Consider the following 17,060-nt stretch of genomic DNA (forward strand, 5'->3'; position numbering starts at 1 on the left):
TACCTTTAGTGAAGGATTGGGCCAAGGGCTGTATCACGCCTGCAAACAACGGGTCGTATGGCTCAAACCCCGTCCGCAAAAGATGCTTCGGGCAGTTTTGAATCTCGTGGGCGAGTAGTGTTGGGAGCATAAAGGGTTATCTCCTGGTATTTCTCTGCGCGTCGTTGCTCGGCGTCATCTCGTCAGCGCCGACTTCTTGGCGCCGATCCGTCTTCACTTGATCATCTCAATGAGGTTTATCGGCTTCACCAATACCTCCATGCCCTGCGGCGTGCGTCCCGTTTCAAACACCGTTTTCCAGAAACCGTTGTTCTGCTTGCCGCCAAAGATCGTTTCGGACAGATCGATATTCACCCAGAGCGGCATCACTACAAGGTTGCCGAGGAACTTTCGGATGTTGTCCCACACCTGATCAGGGAATGGCATCTGGAACAGGCGATCCTTGGGATCGGGTTTACCCAGAGTAATGAAATAGGTGCGCGCAACCTGGCCAACCAGTTGCAGCCAGTTATAAATGATCTCTTCCTTACTCATGCGAAATGCCCGCAAGTGGTCCAATTTTGGTATTTCACCTTTTTGCAACTTGCTTTCGATCTTGTCGGTACCCACGTCAGAGTCAAACTTATCGACATACAGAACCTCAGCAATCAGGTTCATCAAACGTAATATTTGATTGCATTCAACGATGCGTGGGTTCTCGCCCTCTTCAGCCCGGTAGTTAATTGGAGTTTCCAGAACTTCCTGGAAGACGAAGAATGAATAGAAAGTTTTTTCTATCGTGCTGTAGGACAAGGGCGACTCTTTTCCACGCCCCCCAAAATCGATATAGTCGCGGAGCTTGTTGCCGGGGTCTGATGTCACACCATTGCGAACCGCATCAAGTATGTAGCGCTTGATCTCCTTGGATTGCCCCTTGAAGTGTGTGACTAAATCGCGTTCTGAAAAACTCAGATCATCCTGTGGGCGTCCCGTTTCTTTAAGAAAGCGCTGAATCCGGTCCTGATAGAGAGAGCTACCCAAGTGACGTTGAACGGACTTGTCAAAGGCCACCTGCTTGAGCGTAGTACCCGCATTGGTGTTGGTAGTGATCAACGTATCGGGATCGGGGTCAATGAAGACGCGGACCGGTAGTGCCTTGACCCCCAGCATGATTTGAGCAGCTGCTTTGTGTTGTCCGTCAAACACTTGAATGGCGCACTTGCCGCCTTCGCTCTTCATCCAAGCAAGCGGCACATGCAGTTGCGGCCGCTTCTTGTAGAACTCCTCGACCAACTTGGAGATGTTTGGCCCGATAGAGCGGGGATTGATATGGTCGTCGTGCGCGAGATATTGAATTGGAAAATTGGCGAAAAAGAAGCTAAAGCCGCTTAACTCGTCTTTGTAAACGGGAACGGAGCGAAGTGCATTGTCGCCAAGCTCTGACAAGCTGTAGGTTATTTCATTTGCTGATAGCTTGAACCCCAACGCGTGGTTGCCGCCTCCCGCCTTTTTCAGCAAGTCACCCAGATTCGGACTGCGATTTTCAGCCTCAAGTTCTTCCTTGAGCAGTTTGAAGCGATGTAGAACCCGCGCCACCTCAAGATTGGAGGCTTGCTTGGACCGATTGCAGCTGGCATGGGTCAAAGCAAAATTCACCGGGTCATCCTTGCCGCGATCATTGAGCGGCACCACGTGATCCACGTCGAGGGTGTCCTTATGTATCACCAGGTCAATCGCCTGTTCGCAAATGAAGCAGCTGCCCTTCTGGGTCGCGTGCAGTTTTGAAATCAGCGCCTGACGTTCATCGGGCTTGAGGCGGGCGAGATAGAGGGATGACATTATTGATTTTCTCCGGTGGTCTGATCGACAAAGAACTTCCAGGCAATGCGGTAGTCGTCTTCACGGCTAGCGCGGGCGAAGGGGGCTTTGAAGGTGCGGGTGACTTAGCGGGGGCCGCCGGGCAGGGTGTCATCTAGCACTTCCATGGTGACCACGGTGCCGTCGGGCACCAGCCACTGGCCGTCTTTGTACAGGTCTTCCCAGCCATGGTTACCGGGGCGCACTTTGTCGTCGGGGGTGGTGATTTTGGTTTTAGGTGTGGTGCGGCTACCTTTGCGGGGCAGGCCGACACCGACCAGACCTTTGCTGTTGGTGAAGACGATGCGGCCGGTGATGTCGTACCAGGTATCGCGCTCGTAGCCCTGCATCACCGGGAATTGCACGCGGTAGATCAGCAGCAGCTCGTCAAGCGTGAGGCCCAGCGCCTGGGCGACCAGCACGTCGATTTCGACCAGGGCCATGCGGCGGGCGTAATCGCTGCGCAGGGCGCAAAAGCGCGTCCAGTCGCTGGTGAGGCTTTGCCAGAAGTCTTGCGGCAGGCGCGGGTTTTCGGGCTGGCTCCAGCTTTGGTCGGTGAAGGCGAGGTCGTAGACCTGCTCCCATAGGGGGGCGTAGTGGGTGGTTAGGCAGTTGAGGGCTAGGTAGCGGCTAGCCAGCGTGGAAGGCAACGCAAAGTGCGGCAGTTGCAACCAAGTGCCGTGTAGATTGCTACGACCCATGGATTTGATGTACCAATCAGCTACCAATGCACTGCTAATGCATCCTGCTGACAACAGATTGTCCGTTTCCTTGAATGCCGATGACTGAACACCGTTGATGTGAGCGGTGCCAGGCGGAATCATGGCCCCAGTTAGAGTTCGCTCTGAAGCAGAACCAATCATGGCGCGAAAGGCGAGCCTGAAATACTCCGTCACAAGCTTCGCTCCTGCCGCCCCGTCCTCCACCCAACTTACCCGCGGCGTGCGTCGCTGGTATTCGGCTTCATCTGTCATTGGCCGGTAGTTGGTGCGCGGCAGATAGTCGTCGGGTAGGACTTGCAGGTCGATGTTGTCGTAATGTCCCTTTTCGGTACAGATTTTGCGCGGCGTTTTGTTATATGGATTGTTCAAGAAAAAGTGTGGTCCAGACAATACCCAGTCTTGCGGTGTACTGGCAAACCCAGCGTCAGCCGAAGATCGACGAGTTATGGTTCCATCATCTCTTGCTTGGACTTCGTTCCAATGCTGGGTGCTGAAACAACGATCGCCAATCTCAGCAAGTCTCTCTGGGTAAGCCGCCAGCTTGGCAAGTACGCTACTCAAAGCTCCAGCGTGCAAGGCAGGCAGTCGGGCCCGGCGGGCGTAAGTGCCGGGGTCGTCGTAGAGCTGAGCGAAGGTTGCCAACGTGGCATCATCGACACGCACGATCCGATCACGGTGTCCCGTGGTGTTCCATTGACCGTTGTCGTTTTTGATGCCATTCAGTAAACCCAAACCATCATGTCGATAACAGGCATCAACTGTTGCCGGTGCAAACAGGTTGGCTATGTGCTCAAACTTCGTTTGAGTTTGAAGGCGTCCATACACGTTAACGCTGTACTTGATAGTGTGACCAACCTCGGGGAAAAGCTTCATTAGGTTGGCAAAACCAAAATGCTGTCTTAACCGCGCATATAGAACCTCGCGCAATCGGCCACCTTCAGGATCATCGTACGGCCCCTCCGGGTGCAGCAGCGCACTGACCCCTACTGGGCTGGCCAATCGCCAAACCAGGGGCATAAAGCATTTGTATAGGTTAGCCTTCATACCCTGAAGCAGCGGGTAGTTTTGCACTGCATTCAAGAAGTATTGCGTGCCTTCGGCCTCCTGCAACTCATCTGTCCACGCCGTTTGCAGATCGGGAAAGTCATTGAAGGCTTTAGCGCGCAGCCTGGTCAGTTCACTGGCGCTGATCTTGCGGATGGCAAACACCGGGTTGCGCTCGCCCAGAATGCCGGATTCATTCCATTCCACCTTGAGCCACGGCGGATTACCCAAAATCAAATCAAACCCACCGCGCTGCAACAAGATGTCCGCAAAGCACAAGTCCCAATGCAAAAACCGGCGCGCTTCAGCTACCGCCTCCACCTGCGGTATACGGGCAAAGTGCTGACGCAGTTTGCTGATACGCAACTGGCCCAGCTTGTCGTGCAGGTTGGGTTGATCAGCAGCCTGGCTTAAAGGCAACTGAACCTCAAAGCCCTCAAACACCGGTTGCACTTCCGGAAAAATGACCTGTGGTGCTTCGGGCTCCGTGGGGCGCAGGTCCAGCCCTTGCTGGGGCGCCAGGTCAACAATATTGCCTTCCAGAATGGCACCCACCTCCATCCACCAAGCTTCGCGATTGGGCAAGGTGGCGCTTTGGGTGATGGGCCAGAACCACAGGGCGCACCAGTAGTCCATGACCAATTTCAGGCGGCGGTACGGCGTGGCCAGGTCGCCATCGGCATTGAGCAGGCCCTGGCGGCGGATGGCTTCTTTTTGGGCACGGCTGATGGCGTGGCTTGGAGGCAAGCCCTCACCCCTGCCCTCTCCCAGAGGGAGAGGGAGCAAGGCATGGGGCCAGACGGTCATGAAATCTTCGGTGCGGGCGCGGTCGCGCGCCAGGGCTGCGGTGTGTTCTGCCCACAAGTCGTCAATACAAGCGCTGAGCTGTTGCAGGCGGCCCACTTCATAGGACTCCAGGGGCTTGTTGAACTCTTTGCGCCAGGCGGCCAGGCGTTTGAAGTCCTCCGGATACAGGGCTTTGGCGGCCTTGTCGGTGTAGTTGGCCATGCCGGGGTCGGGCAGCAAGAAGTGCCAGATTTCGTCTGGCTGGCGGGGATTGGCTTTGCTGCAGTCCCTTGGCGGCTCTTCATGCCAGGCAGGCTTTGCACCCTTTTTGAGGCCACCGGGTCGGTAAGCCTGATGCCTTGCACCGATGAGGCTGTTGCCAGCAAAAAGTTGGTAACCAAACCAAGGCACGCGGGCGGGTTTGACGGGCAGCGGGTTGCCGTCTTTGTCCTGGGTGGGCTCGCCATAAATGGCGTTGAGCCACAGGGACACCTCGGCCAACTCCACAGCCACGGGGTTCAAGTCGACACCGAACACATTGCGGTCGGCCAGGTACATGCGGACTTTTTGAAGCTCTTGCGGGTAGTCGTCGTGGGAGATCCGTTTTTTGAGTTCGTCCTGCTTTTTCTCCAGGTAGGCCTCGGCCAGCTGGTTGACGGCTTCGTTCAAAAACGCGGCGCTGCCCATGGCGGGCTCGCACACGGTGATGGTCAGGATGTCGTCGGCGCGTTTGACGCGGTCGCTGCCCAACAGCTCTTTGAGCGCGTACTTGACCAGACAGCGAGTGAGCACCTGGGGGGTGTAGTAGCTGGCGCTTTTTTGCCGGTCGCGTCCGGCCAGGCGGTAGATGAAGCTGCCACGCGGGTGCTTGCGCAGCTGGCGGTGGTTTGCGTCGTTGACGTCGTAAACACGTTCGTCTTCCTTGTAGTCGCTCAGGTGACTGGCAGGGACGAACCAGGCATTTTCAAGCAAATCAGCACCTGAGCCCCCGTGGGTATTGCCTGAGCTGCTATTGCTTTCTGAGCTTTCATCGCGCTCATCAGCATCAGCATCACCGCCGCTGCCGTCTGCGTCGTCGGCATCGTCGTCAGCACTGGCACGGCCACCCTTTTTGGGGGCGGGTTTGACTTCATACAGGTCTTCTGCGGCAAAAAAACCCCGGTAACTCAGCAACGCCTCATACACCGCGCCCAATTGGTTGATGGACAGCAGCTGGTAGCTGACGCGGCCACGGCGCTGGCCACCTTTTTTGCCACGGCTGAGTGACATAAGGCGGATGATGGTCTGCCACACATGGTTGGGGAAACGCACCTTGGCCAACAGCGGCATGGTGGATTCGTCAAACAGGCGGCTGTCCAGCGGGGCCAGCGTGAAGGTGTCTTTGGCACCGGCCAGTTGGCTGGCCAGGTGTTGCTGTTCACCGGTTTGCTTCTCAAAACCGCAGCCGGTGGCTACCAGGCTGAACAAGCGGCGCAAGGTGGCATCGAAGTAAAAGCCGTCACGCGCGTGGGGTGTGTTGAGCGGCTGCAGCTCTAGCTCGCGCAAGGACTCCAGGCTGTAGCCCTTGAGGTAAACCTCACTCTTGGCGATGGGCACATAACCCAGTTCAGGCCGAGCTTCGATGTAGAACATGAACAGCAGCCGGTACACCATACGCAGGCATTCCAGACTGAGGTCGGCGGGGTCAAGCTGGTCTTTGCCACTGAAGAAGCCTTTTTTTGCATCGACCGCTTGCTGACGCAACTGGTTGGCGGCCTCGTTGCCCAGCAACTCGATGGCTTCGCGCAGGGCGTGTTTGAGGTCTTCGCTGACACCAAAGGCGTGTTTGTGGGCGTTTTCGTCCAGGCTTTCCAGCAGGCTGATGCCCTCACCGGGGGCCAGACTGTCGTGGTGCAAGAGCGCGGCGGCGGCTTGCAGGGTGGCGGTGTCTCTGCGGTCGAGGATGTCGACCCAGTCAAAACGCAAGGCGCGGTTGTTGGGCCACTTATACCGATCCAACAGCAGCCAGTGGTCCAGGCCCAGCAGGATGACGTAACGCGGGGGATTTTCAGCGCCAAAGATAGCTTCAGAAACAATAGCAGCCCACGCTTGCCCCTTGAGGGCTGGCGGGACATTTTCACCGGCATAGTGCAGGTGAGTGAGTTTGTGGTCAAGCAGGTCTTCGTCTTCTGCGCCGGGCTGGTAGGCCGGGACGATGGCGAGCTGGCTGGGCAGCATGGCTGCTGCAGCGGCGCTCTGCCCTGCACTGCTGCCCTTGGCCAGCAGCTGCCACAGTGGCAAGGGCTGGCCGGGGACCAGTTCATGTATCACCGACGCTTTACTGGGGGCGGCATAACCCAGGGCTTGCAGCAAGCCGGTCTGGATCTGGGTGAAGATTTGCCACTTTTCAGCGTCGTCGCGGGCTTTGGCAATCTGGCCACGCAGGGCAAACCACTTTTGACCCCAGGCGCTGAGACGTTTGGCGGGGGCACGCTCTTGTTCTTCGCCGGGATGCAGGGCTTCATGCGCGTCCCAAGCTTCCAGGCGGCTTTTGATGTCGCCCTTGAAAACTTCGGCCAGGTAGTGGTGGCTGTAAAACTCGTTTTCGTTGGCAATGCCAGCGAAGGTTTCAACGGCGTCGAGTACGGCCATGGTCAGGCTCCCGTAGAGGTATCGCCGGAGGCGGGGTTGCACAGCGCCGCCAGCACCTGGATCCAGGGCTGGGGTTCGGTGGTAAGGGTGTCTTTAACCCATTCACGGTAGTCGTCGAACACGCGGCCAATTTGCTGGCTACGCCGCTCAAAGCGGCTGCGTTTGACAGTTTCGATCTGGCCCGCCAGGCGCAATTCAAGCTGAACGATTTGCCTCTTTTGCAACTGCTCCAGACTTTGGAGCGTGTTTTGCAGGCGCAATGCGGACTGGGTGGCAAATTCACCTTGCAACTGCAGCATGTGCGCATGCATGGTGGCCACGGCGTCTGGCAACGCTGCTTGCAACAAACGGGTGGCGCTGGCCAGCGCGTCAGAGGTGCCACGATTGGGCAAACCACCTGCTTGCAGCCCCACGCGGTGAGTAAAGGATGTGAACGGCTCCAGGGTAAAGGCCCCGTGGTTGCCAACACGGCAAGCCACCTGCCACTCCACCAGCAAGGGCTGGCCTTTGCGGTTGGGCACCAGGCTCATCAGGATGAAGGCCTGCTCACCAGGGCGCAGCTTGTGGTTTTGCAGCACGGGTGCGCTGTGGCGGGGAAAGTGGTTCAGAACACGGTCACCCAGCCATTCCAGCACTGGGTGCTGGGGCCAGAGGTAATGCAGTTGTGGCCAGGTGTCGTCTTCAGCCTTGGCCTGGCGTGCGGTCTCGATGGCGGTGGCCATACGCGACGGGTCGGCACACAAGGCGTAGTGATCATTGGCGGCCTGAGCTTCTCGGGGCAACTGGCGCAAGCGGTCTTGCAGATCTGCAGGCGCAGTGATGGCGATGATCTGCTCGGCGTCATGTGCCGTCCACTGGCACAGCATCTCAGGCTGGTTGATTTGCTTGAGGGCTGTGTGGGCGTAGTGGTAGTCGTTTTTGAAAAGCGAGGTGGGCTCGGTGATTTGTGACAGGCTGTTGCCGGTGTGCCCGGATGAGCCGGCCCCGCTGCCTGACGGTTCAGCGCCGTTTGCTGCGGGCGATGGGCCTGCGCCAAACAACTGCATCATCCAGTCGGCTTCGTTGTCGTTTTCTGAAGCGGCGGCTGCGTCCAGCGTGGTTTCGACCTGCTCTGGAGTCAGACCGTCGACCATGAAGTTGGCGACTTTTTCAGCCTCTTTGTCTGGGTCAAAGACGTTCAGGAAGGCAGACGGGTCACCCAGGTTGGAGGTGGCTTGTTCGTCTTTTCTTTCCAGAATCTCAAGAATACGCAGGTCGCCACGGATCTTGTCGTTGAGTGACTCGGTGAACAGGTAGACGATTTGTGGTTGGTGCTTCTGGCCGTAACGGTCCACCCGGCCGTTGCGCTGCTGAAACACCATCAGCGACCAGGGCATGTCGAAATGCACCAGACGGTGACAGAAGTAGTGCAGGTTCAGGCCTTCACTGGCCACGTCTGAACACAGCAGCACGCGCAGGGGATCTTCCAGGCGGCCAAATCGCTCCACCAAGGACTGCTGCTCTGTGTCAGCCATCTGGCCGTGCAGCAGTTCAATCTGGTTGGCTTTGAGCTTGAGGTCTTGACCCAGTTGGTTCTGCAGCCAGCGCAAGGTCTCGATCCGCTCAGAGAAGATGACCAGGCGATCATTGGCATCGGTCTTTTGCCAAGCGAATTCGTTAGACGTCAAATGGCCCAGTAAACGCTGGTACTTGCTGAACGCGCTGGCGGACTCGTCTGAAGTCAGCACCTTGAGGGCGTCGGAAAAATCCTGCAATCCCTGAACTTCAGTGGCTTCATCTGCGGTCGGGCTGGACTTGGTCTGCAGCACCTGCATGCGCTTGCAGGTGGACTCCAGCGCTGCTGCCGGGCTGGAGAACAAGCCTTTTTGCATGCCGACGCGTTGCAGCTCTTGCTGTTTGCCCGCGCGGTGCTCACCGCCTTGGGTGAATCTGATGTCAAGCAGGGCGCGGTAAGCGGCTTCCTCATGGGCGCTGGCCGATTGACGTAAACAGGTGGTCACGCGCTCCTGAAAATCAGCTGTCACCTGGTCTTTGATGTCTTTCTTGAACCGGCGTACCACCAGGCCTTTGCTTTTGAAGTCATCCGGCGTGTAGTCGTCTGGGTCGGAAATGGCGGTGGGGTCGAGCAATGCCATGAGGGACGCAAAACTGCGGGCAGAGCCGTCATGCGGGGTGGCCGACAGCAGCATAAGCGTGTCAGATCGGGTGGCCAACAGTCGGGCCAGGCGGGCGCGGCGGGACACACCCGACTCCCCGGCCCTGGCAGCTACGTTGTGACACTCGTCAATGACGATGATGTCCCACCAAGCGTTTTCGAGATAGTTGCGGTATTCCAGATTGGACTTCAGCGTGTCAATGGAGATGATGCTGCGGTCAAAGTGGTTGAACGGGTTATGGTTGGCAGGAATACGGTTGCGCACACGAGCCAGGCCAACGGAGTCGAGCCGCACCAAGGGAATAGAAAAACGGCTCCACCACTCCTTTTGAAACTGGGTCAGCATGGCTTTTTGGGTGACCACCAGGATGCGTTTGCCACGGCCTCGCTGGATGAGCTCGGTAGCCAGTACACCCGCTTCAAGCGTCTTACCCAGGCCAACAGCGTCAGCGATCAAGATGCGCGCACGGGGTTGGCGCAATGCCTGCAGCGCGGGGTCAAGCTGGTAGGGCACCAAGTTCATCACACCTCGGTGGCCCAGATGGATGCGTTCGTCATTCGCCACGCTGCGGCGACGCTGGCTTTCCAGATACAGCAGGGTGGCGTTGTAGGTAGGACTGTTGTCCGGCACCAGTGCCGTGGTGGCGGGGTCGAGGATCTCAATCTTGTCCTCGAGGGTGGTTAGAAATAGAGCTGATTGACTGCGCACCAATTCCGAGATGCCATCACAGGTGAGTAACCAGCCGCCATCGGTTGCCGGGTCAACGCGTCGGATGAGCCATTCTTCGTCGCGGATAACAGCACGGGTACCAGGGGCAAGACTCTCAGAACGATCAAACATACTTGGCCGCGGCCTCCAGAAAACATTTTTGAACCTTTGACCGCAGTGTCGCAGGCGAAAGCACTTGCACATCCGCGCCATAACGCATGATGTCGCCAATCAGCTCCCGGTCATCCGCATATGGAAACGACAGCACATAGCTGCCATCGGCATCGAAGGCAGTCTCTTGCATCGGGTGCCAGGTCTCGCCAGCCACCCAGCGCGCCCGCTCAGGCGTGAACTTCAATTTGGCCCAAGCCTGCGCCGCACCGTTGAAGATGCCGTAGCTGTTACCCAGGGCCTGGTCAATGGCTTTGGTGGACACTTCTTTGGCTTTGGTTTCCAGCACCTCCAACTGGGTGATGGCATCAATGCTGAAGTTGCGCACATCGTCCCGCAGGTGGCACCAGGCATCCAGGTACCAGTTATCCCGGTAATGCACCAGACGCTGTGGTGAGACTTCCCGCTCGGTGGTGATGCCGTTTTGTCGGTTGAAATGCCAGATATTCAGGCGCTTACCAGCCATGGTGGCGGCTGCCACCAGCTCAAACGACTTTGCAACCACCTGGCGTTTGCCCGCATGAACAATGCGAATGCGTTTTGCAACGTCCTGGCTGGCCAAACCGTGCTTGTCCATCAATTGGGCCAGGCGCTTCTGAAGGGGTTGCAACTTGGCGCCCAACAGACCAGGTTCCAGTTGCTCCAACAAATGCTGGATGGTGACCAGGGACAGGATTTCTTCCTGGCTGAACCACAGACCAGGCAATTCGCTCGCCGTTTGGTCCCGCTCCAACTGGTAGCCACCGAGTTCACGGTTGTAGACGATGGGCACATGGAGTTGGTCACGCAACTTGGCGATGTCGCGCTTGAGGGTGGCGCGGGAGATTTCCAGCGCTGTCATGAGTTCGTCGGCAGAGATGGCGGCGCGACTGCTCAGCAAGCCCTTGAAACGATAAAGACGCACCACCTCACTCATCATCACTCCCCATGGTTACCCGTTTGTTCTTTAACTTTTGATAGACAGGCATTACAAATGATATTCGATTCAATGGGCTCCACAGGGCGGGTTTCATCAATGAAACTCTCAATTTTTACCCTGTGGAGCAGCTCCCTGCGTTCACCCTGTGTGACAGCGTGATAGGTGTCCGGTCAGACCGGGTTGTTGGGTGAAATGCCAGGCGATGCGACATGCGGCTGGCTACGACCCCTGCCCTCTTGGCCCTTCTTGCGCAAGAAGGCCGGGATAGCCAGATCGGTCTCATCCACGCTGTAACGGACTTCCGACTTGGCCGACAAGCGACTGGACATGCGCATGGCCGAGAAACACGCTTCCTTGCCCATCATTTCTGGATCGCGCTGGGCTAGTTCACGCAGGCGCTGCAGCTTTTCTTGTAGCCATGGGTGTTGGCTGAAGCGCGTCTCCAGGTCCGTCAACAGCTTGCGGGCCATCAGGATCTCGCCTTGCTGCACCAGGGTGTGCAATTCCTGGCTGGATTGGGCGAACTCGACTTCCTGCATGCGGTCCAAAACGCTCTGGTCGGGCGCCAAGGCGGCAAAGGCTGTAGCGTCCACTGCGGACAAACTGAGCATGGCCGCGTGGGTGCTGACTGCCTCACCTTCGGGGGTATGGGCTTGCAGTGAGGCTGCCAGCAGGTCACGGGTGTCACCGACGGCACTTGGGCTGACATGCAGACGCAGCATCATCCAGCTTTCAGAGTCCCACGCCAGGTCGCTAATTCGGTAACTGCCATCCGGGTTCTTCTGCACCAGGCCCATGTGTTCGATGATGACACCGGGGGCTGGGATGAGTTTGAGGTCAAGCTGTCGCAGACACAGGGCATGCAGCAGTTGGAACTCTTCGTCAAAGCTGTCAAACAGGTCTTCTGCGGTCTGACCGTAATACTGTTGCCCACCACCGGCACGGGCCATGGCGATCATCAGGTTTTCATTGAAGCCACCGCCCAGACCAACGGTGGTGGTGCTAATGCCACGGGCCAGTAAAGCGCTGCAGTGTTTTTCAATAACAGGGATGTCACACAGACCATGGTTGGCCTGACCATCGGAAAGCAGGATCACCCGGGAGATGGAGGAGGCGACGCCGCCTTCGAGCTGTTTGGCACCCGCCTCCCAGCCACCAAAGAGGTTTGTCATGCCACCGCTGACCACTTGAGACACCGCTTGTTGGATCCGGCTTGGCTTGGTCATGGCTGTCAGTGGCATCAACACATTGACCTTGTCGTCGTACACCACGACCGAGAGGAAATCAGCCGGTGTCATGCGCTCGGCAATGTGGGTGACACAACGCAGTGCTTCTGTCAGAGGTTGACCGTCCATGCTGCCGGAACGGTCCACTACCAGGGAGAGACGCTTAGGGATGATGGTGGCTTTGGCTGTATCAGGTGCATCGGGAGCCTGGACACGGACCAGGACTTCAAGAACACCGCCTTGGGCGGAGACGGCGGATTTGATGGGTGACAGCAGAATGGTGGCTTGGGTCATGGTTTTCTCCTTAGGGGTTGACGATGTGATGACCTCTCAAAGGGCCTGATCCATCGTCGTCAGGTAAAGAGTTTGGGCTTGCTGAAGTCCACAGCGTGCACCTGTGGGGCTGTTCGTTTACCCAGCCAGTCGCGTGGTTTTACAGGTAAGTCAGGGTCATCTGGTGAGCCTGGCGTGCGGTGTCACTGCTTCGACCGCAGTAGCCTGATGGCGGTCATGGCCAGGCTGACATCGTTGATCTCAACGTCAAAAATTTGGTCATCCGGCTCTCGGTAAAGGAAGGAACGGGCCAGGATGGTCTCAGCCCAGGTGTCACCATAGGCTTGGTACAGCGGGAGCTCTTTGAAGCGCGGCATCGCCAGCAACAACTTGACGACCCTGGGTGCGGGGTTTCTGACCATCCACCTGACGGTGTCGCGAATGTGTTCGGAGCCTGCCAGGTCAAGTTTGCCGGTGGTGGGCACAAACTGGAGGGTGCGCCGGACATGGGTACTGAAATTGGGGTCGGGCCAGCGCTGGCAGGTCTCAAAATCCCATGAAAGGTACGCTAGGTTCCATGCATCCGGGTCTTCTGTGAGGATTTGAGACTTGGCCGAGAAACTGTAACTCTCGATGGGCAGGGGTGAGTAGCGTACTGGGGTCATGGTGATTCCTCTCTGTGTGGATGTGGAAAGCCATGAGCTTGACGGGTGCAAGGCTCGTGACATGAGCCTGTTCGTCTGGTACGCATCACTTGATGGTCCTTCATGACACCGGGTTGAGCCAAAAACACACCATGAACACCGGATTTGGAGGTTCTACAAACTCATCGCTGGCCGCTGAGCCATCCGAGCTTGAATGTGCTCAACAACAATGGCATGCCGTCGAGGCGCCATGACCACCATAATCATGGCTCCTTCAGTCAGAACCAAATTTCAGTAAATCGTCGTAGATGGCATTTGAGAATTCACTCAGCAAAATTTCATTGGGCGACCACGTTCGCTTCAACGAGGATCGGCTGGCCTTACTAACGCTTGCAGACAAAAAACGACTTGAGGGCCGGGTGGGTGTCGTGCAAGGATACTGGAATTCCACAAGAAAGCTGATTGTTGCCTTTCCTGAGCACTGTGGCAGGCCGGTATTGCGCATTCTGGGTGTCGATCCGCGACACCTTGAAAGAGTTATCGAGGAAGAAATCGCGTCTGGTGATGCGCCCAAAGTCGATGATGAAATTCAAGGCGATTCAAAACTATCCCAGGACGATTTGGACAACCTCTTCGGCTAGCGAAACCAGCCAAATAGTTCAGGACGCACTGGTCTCTGCTGGTGACTCTTTCTTGACCAATGAAAATTCTGGATGGCTATCCGTTAGAAGCTGGAACATGGCAAAGATGGGGCCAGGCATCTTGCGCGGGTCCTGCGAGCTTTCAAGCGCCTGCCAGGTCCGGGATTGCTGCCCTCCCCGACTGCCGGACTGAACGGGATAGCCCATCAAGACCGCAGCCTGAACTTGGCTCAAGCCCACCTTGACCCTTGCTGCCTTGAGTTCGTCACCCGTTGGGGTGGGCATTTGCATCTGCATGTTGACGATAATTGAAATTAAATTTGGTCGGTGACCAAGCCGACCATGAGGCATCTTAGCCTCGCCAAGGTCAGACAATACCGGCAACGAACTTAACTGCCGAGCCTTGAAGTGAAAGAGAAATCCCGCTGGAACGTGCGCCTTGGACCCCTCGAATGGGCCAAGCACACCCATGAGCGTTTGCCCGATGACCCCCTCAAATTGCTGGGTAGCGCCCGTCACGGCATGCAAATCGGTGCCCTGGCCAAGCTGGGGGATGAATTCGTCCTGGTGGTTGGTGACCATGTGACGCCCTTGAGCAATGCAGACAACAAGCATCTTGCCGCAGCGACAGCTCACGCCAAGGTGCTAGATCGGCCGTTTGTTGCTCAGCCAGTGCCTGTGCGCTGCGCCCCTGCTGTGGTGGTGGTTGTGAAACGGCGGCGCATTCCAGTGCCACATTGACTTGCGCGCCCACTGCGTGGCGGCCTCGCAGGCAGCCGCCGAGGTTGATAAACGACTGGCCTGCAGGGGGAGCAGTCGCTCCCCCTGCAGGCGCAATCAAGATGGGGCACACTGATATCCCATGTGCTACAGCGCCCAAATCTGGCAAGACTACCGGAAGTATGTCCGGCAATTCGACGGACAGCTTGATCTGGAAGCGTTCGTGCAGCTTTTCTGGAGCCGCCTGGACAACGACAAGATCAAGATACCCAAGGCCATGGAGATGGCGTTCACCGACCCATTGAATCCCTCGGAGGAAGGATTCAAGCAAATCCGGGCAGCAGTAGGCATCTGGCAAACCCAGCAGGCACTCAAACTTGAACAGGAGCTCTTCAAGCAGCGCGCTCGTTTGGCCGATGCACAGCGCGCCTTGCAGTCCAAAACCACCAAGGCAGCACTGGAGGCACAGCGCATCTCAGGCAGCAAGGTCGAGTGGATTCTGGCCAAGCTGGCAGACCTCCGACGCAGGGAACTCCAGGACGATGACAGCAGAATCTATCCGGGTACTTATGCACCGGTGATGGTGATCGAAGACGGTCGGCGGGTGCTCAAACCCATGCGTTACCAATGCCGACCTGCTGGCAAGCCTGTCAGCTATGACCGCCAGTACCCGGGCACCTACAACGCCAGGCGCGACAACCTGGAGGGATTCTGGAAGCGACAGTTCGGTCACAGCCATGGCCTGATGGTCGTCAATGCCTTCTATGAGCATGTCACCCGTCCACGTCCAACGGCGGCCAGCACCGGCAACGGTCACGAGGGTGATGGCTTAGAGAATGTGATCCTGGAATTCAGGCCCAGACCTCAGCAAGACATGCTGGTCGCGTGTTTGTGGTCACACTGGCGTGGTGAAGGCGAGTCCGACCTGGACTCCTTTGCCGCCATCACCGACACCCCACCGGAAGAAGTAGCAGCTGTTGGGCATGACCGGTGCATCATTCCGATCAAGTACAAGAACATGGAAGCTTGGTTGAGCCAGAACCCACGTAATCTATCGGACTTGTACGCAATTTTGGATGACCGGCAGCGGCCATATTTTGAGCATCGCCTCGCGGCCTGACTTGGATTGCGTTGGGCCGTTTCACCTCTACAGATAGTCCCCCGAAGGTTGCGTATTCCGGTCGGACTGATCACTCGTCAGTGTTCTTATCTATCTGAACGACTCACAATCTGACGACCACGCAGCACCTTATTTTGGCTAGGTGAAACATGAAGTTTCTGATCATTCCATTGCTTCGCGGGATCGCTAGTCTTGCCAGTTGCTCCGATAAATACAAGAATGGTTCTCAAACAGCCCATTCACAGAGAATTACTGATGCAGAACAAATCGTTCCCACCGATTACGGGAAACGGACTTGTCAATTGGAGCAACGGGCTTCTTCCAATACAGGAACCGCATCTATGTTGGCGACAACGAAGGTCTAGGGCCCGCTGTGAGCTCACCCGCTTAGCGTCAGCTTTTGGAGCGTCGCCGATGCCCGCAAAGGGCCAGTTGCTGTCAGTCGCGAATGACCGCTGTCCGGCAGCCAAATGACGCTGTCAATTTGCCCCATCAGTAATCCCTTTCAGCAGGGGGCGCCTGGAATGCTAACGGATCAAGGCTGGGTTTTCGCCATTCCCGATGCAACAAGTCAAAGAGAAAACTGGTCAATCAGATGTCTGTCTGCTCGGCGAGCTCCAGTGCATCTTCGACTTCGATTCCCAGATAACGCACCGTGCTCTCGATTTTGGTGTGGCCCAGCAGCAGTTGCACTGCCCGAAGGTTCTTGGTTCGGCGATAGATCAGGGTCGCTTTGGTTCTGCGCATGGAATGGGTTCCATATTGGGCAGGATCTAAACCGATCTCCTTAATCCAACTGTCCAAAATTCGGGCGTACTGTCGCGTGCCCAGATGTGGTGATTCATGAACGCGGCTCGGAAACAAGTAGTCGTCCGCCTTCAGTGATGACTCTTTGATCCAGGTCTCGACCGCTTCACGAGTAGGCTGTGTGATTTCAAACTGAACCGGCAATGATGTTTTTTGTTGCAAGACGATGGCGCGGGTCGAGACGCGATCACCATGACAGATGTCATTGACGCGCAATTTCACCAAATCGCAGGCCCTGAGTTTGCTATCCAGCCCCAGATCAAACAACGCCAGTTCTCGAGTCCTTTTGTTGAGCTGTAGTCGAATCCTGATGGCCCAGATGTCTTTGAGCTTGAGAGGTGACTTTTGACCAACAATTTTTCCCTTGTTCCATGGAATCTTGGCAGGCGAAGCGGTTGTAGTGTCCACAATGATCTCCTAAAAGTTGGGGGAGAACAACTGTGGACCGGTTGTGCGAATAGTCAATTCGATCCGGCCGTGGAATGCCGGACAGCTGACATTGGCCATCGGCTTGTCGGTGCCCACAAGAGCCATTCGACTTTCGCAACTACCTGCTACAAAGCGGACGGTCAAACGATGGCAGTAAGGCAATGTCTTGCATGATTGATTGCACCGTGGGCATCGCATCGCAAAAGCGTTCACACGGCTTCAAATGC

General features: G+C 56.8%; 10 protein-coding genes. 2 read left to right on the plus strand and 8 right to left on the minus strand.

Annotated elements, in window-relative coordinates; all coding sequences use genetic code 11:
• Positions 1 to 213: 213 nt before the first annotated feature.
• The 6 genes from RF819_RS00305 to RF819_RS00330 all read right to left on the minus strand — a co-directional run bounded on the left by RF819_RS00305 (position 214) and on the right by RF819_RS00330 (position 13,137).
• Positions 214 to 1,818: an HNH endonuclease gene (locus tag RF819_RS00305; RefSeq protein ID WP_078363135.1), complete on the minus strand. Its 1,605-nt coding sequence runs from the start codon at positions 1,816 to 1,818 to the stop codon at positions 214 to 216.
• A 104-nt stretch (positions 1,819 to 1,922) separates the two neighbouring features.
• A complete protein-coding gene (locus tag RF819_RS00310; protein WP_242472963.1) occupies positions 1,923 to 7,019 on the minus strand; it encodes a DNA methyltransferase family protein in 5,097 nt (1,698 codons plus the stop codon).
• A gap of 2 nt (positions 7,020 to 7,021) precedes the next feature.
• Entirely contained in the window at positions 7,022 to 10,015 is a 2,994-nt protein-coding gene (locus tag RF819_RS00315; protein WP_078363136.1) for a DEAD/DEAH box helicase, read from the minus strand.
• Positions 10,008 to 10,970, minus strand: a complete 963-nt coding sequence (locus RF819_RS00320) for a helix-turn-helix transcriptional regulator (protein WP_078366688.1) — start codon at positions 10,968 to 10,970, stop codon at positions 10,008 to 10,010. The genes RF819_RS00315 and RF819_RS00320 overlap by 8 nt, the downstream gene beginning before the upstream one ends.
• A gap of 173 nt (positions 10,971 to 11,143) precedes the next feature.
• Complete coding sequence (locus RF819_RS00325) at positions 11,144 to 12,493, minus strand: vWA domain-containing protein (RefSeq protein WP_078363137.1); 1,350 nt, start codon at positions 12,491 to 12,493, stop codon at positions 11,144 to 11,146.
• Between the two features lie 182 nt (positions 12,494 to 12,675).
• The gene (locus RF819_RS00330; RefSeq protein ID WP_078363138.1) at positions 12,676 to 13,137 is read right to left on the minus strand and encodes a hypothetical protein; all 462 of its coding nucleotides are present in this window, start codon (positions 13,135 to 13,137) and stop codon (positions 12,676 to 12,678) included.
• Positions 13,138 to 13,424: 287 nt separating this feature from the next.
• Here RF819_RS00330 and RF819_RS00335 point away from each other — a divergent pair, with 287 nt between their 5' ends.
• The gene (locus RF819_RS00335) at positions 13,425 to 13,757 is read left to right on the plus strand and encodes a hypothetical protein (protein WP_078363139.1); all 333 of its coding nucleotides are present in this window, start codon (positions 13,425 to 13,427) and stop codon (positions 13,755 to 13,757) included.
• Between the two features lie 18 nt (positions 13,758 to 13,775).
• Here the strand turns inward: RF819_RS00335 and RF819_RS21585 are convergent, their stop codons facing one another.
• Positions 13,776 to 14,339, minus strand: coding sequence for a helix-turn-helix domain-containing protein (locus RF819_RS21585; RefSeq protein ID WP_242472974.1), 564 nt, complete (start codon positions 14,337 to 14,339; stop codon positions 13,776 to 13,778).
• Between the two features lie 280 nt (positions 14,340 to 14,619).
• Here RF819_RS21585 and RF819_RS00345 point away from each other — a divergent pair, with 280 nt between their 5' ends.
• Positions 14,620 to 15,597: an SOS response-associated peptidase family protein gene (locus RF819_RS00345; RefSeq protein WP_078363140.1), complete on the plus strand. Its 978-nt coding sequence runs from the start codon at positions 14,620 to 14,622 to the stop codon at positions 15,595 to 15,597.
• Between the two features lie 591 nt (positions 15,598 to 16,188).
• Here the strand turns inward: RF819_RS00345 and RF819_RS00350 are convergent.
• Entirely contained in the window at positions 16,189 to 16,812 is a 624-nt protein-coding gene (locus RF819_RS00350) for a tyrosine-type recombinase/integrase (protein ID WP_078363141.1), read from the minus strand.
• Positions 16,813 to 17,060 lie beyond the last annotated feature (248 nt).

Source organism: Rhodoferax fermentans, assembly GCF_002017865.1.
In the GTDB taxonomy this organism is placed as follows: Bacteria; Pseudomonadota; Gammaproteobacteria; order Burkholderiales; family Burkholderiaceae_C; genus Rhodoferax; species Rhodoferax fermentans.

Coding starts and splice junctions, on each gene's coding strand:
- RF819_RS00305 (WP_078363135.1), bottom strand. CDS start 1,818: ATGTCATCCCTCTATCTCGCCCGCCTCAAGCCCGATGAACGTCAGGCG.
- RF819_RS00310 (WP_242472963.1), bottom strand. CDS start 7,019: ATGGCCGTACTCGACGCCGTTGAAACCTTCGCTGGCATTGCCAACGAA.
- RF819_RS00315 (WP_078363136.1), bottom strand. CDS start 10,015: ATGTTTGATCGTTCTGAGAGTCTTGCCCCTGGTACCCGTGCTGTTATC.
- RF819_RS00320 (WP_078366688.1), bottom strand. CDS start 10,970: ATGAGTGAGGTGGTGCGTCTTTATCGTTTCAAGGGCTTGCTGAGCAGT.
- RF819_RS00325 (WP_078363137.1), bottom strand. CDS start 12,493: ATGACCCAAGCCACCATTCTGCTGTCACCCATCAAATCCGCCGTCTCC.
- RF819_RS00330 (WP_078363138.1), bottom strand. CDS start 13,137: ATGACCCCAGTACGCTACTCACCCCTGCCCATCGAGAGTTACAGTTTC.
- RF819_RS00335 (WP_078363139.1), top strand. CDS start 13,425: ATGGCATTTGAGAATTCACTCAGCAAAATTTCATTGGGCGACCACGTT.
- RF819_RS21585 (WP_242472974.1), bottom strand. CDS start 14,339: ATGGTCACCAACCACCAGGACGAATTCATCCCCCAGCTTGGCCAGGGC.
- RF819_RS00345 (WP_078363140.1), top strand. CDS start 14,620: ATGTGCTACAGCGCCCAAATCTGGCAAGACTACCGGAAGTATGTCCGG.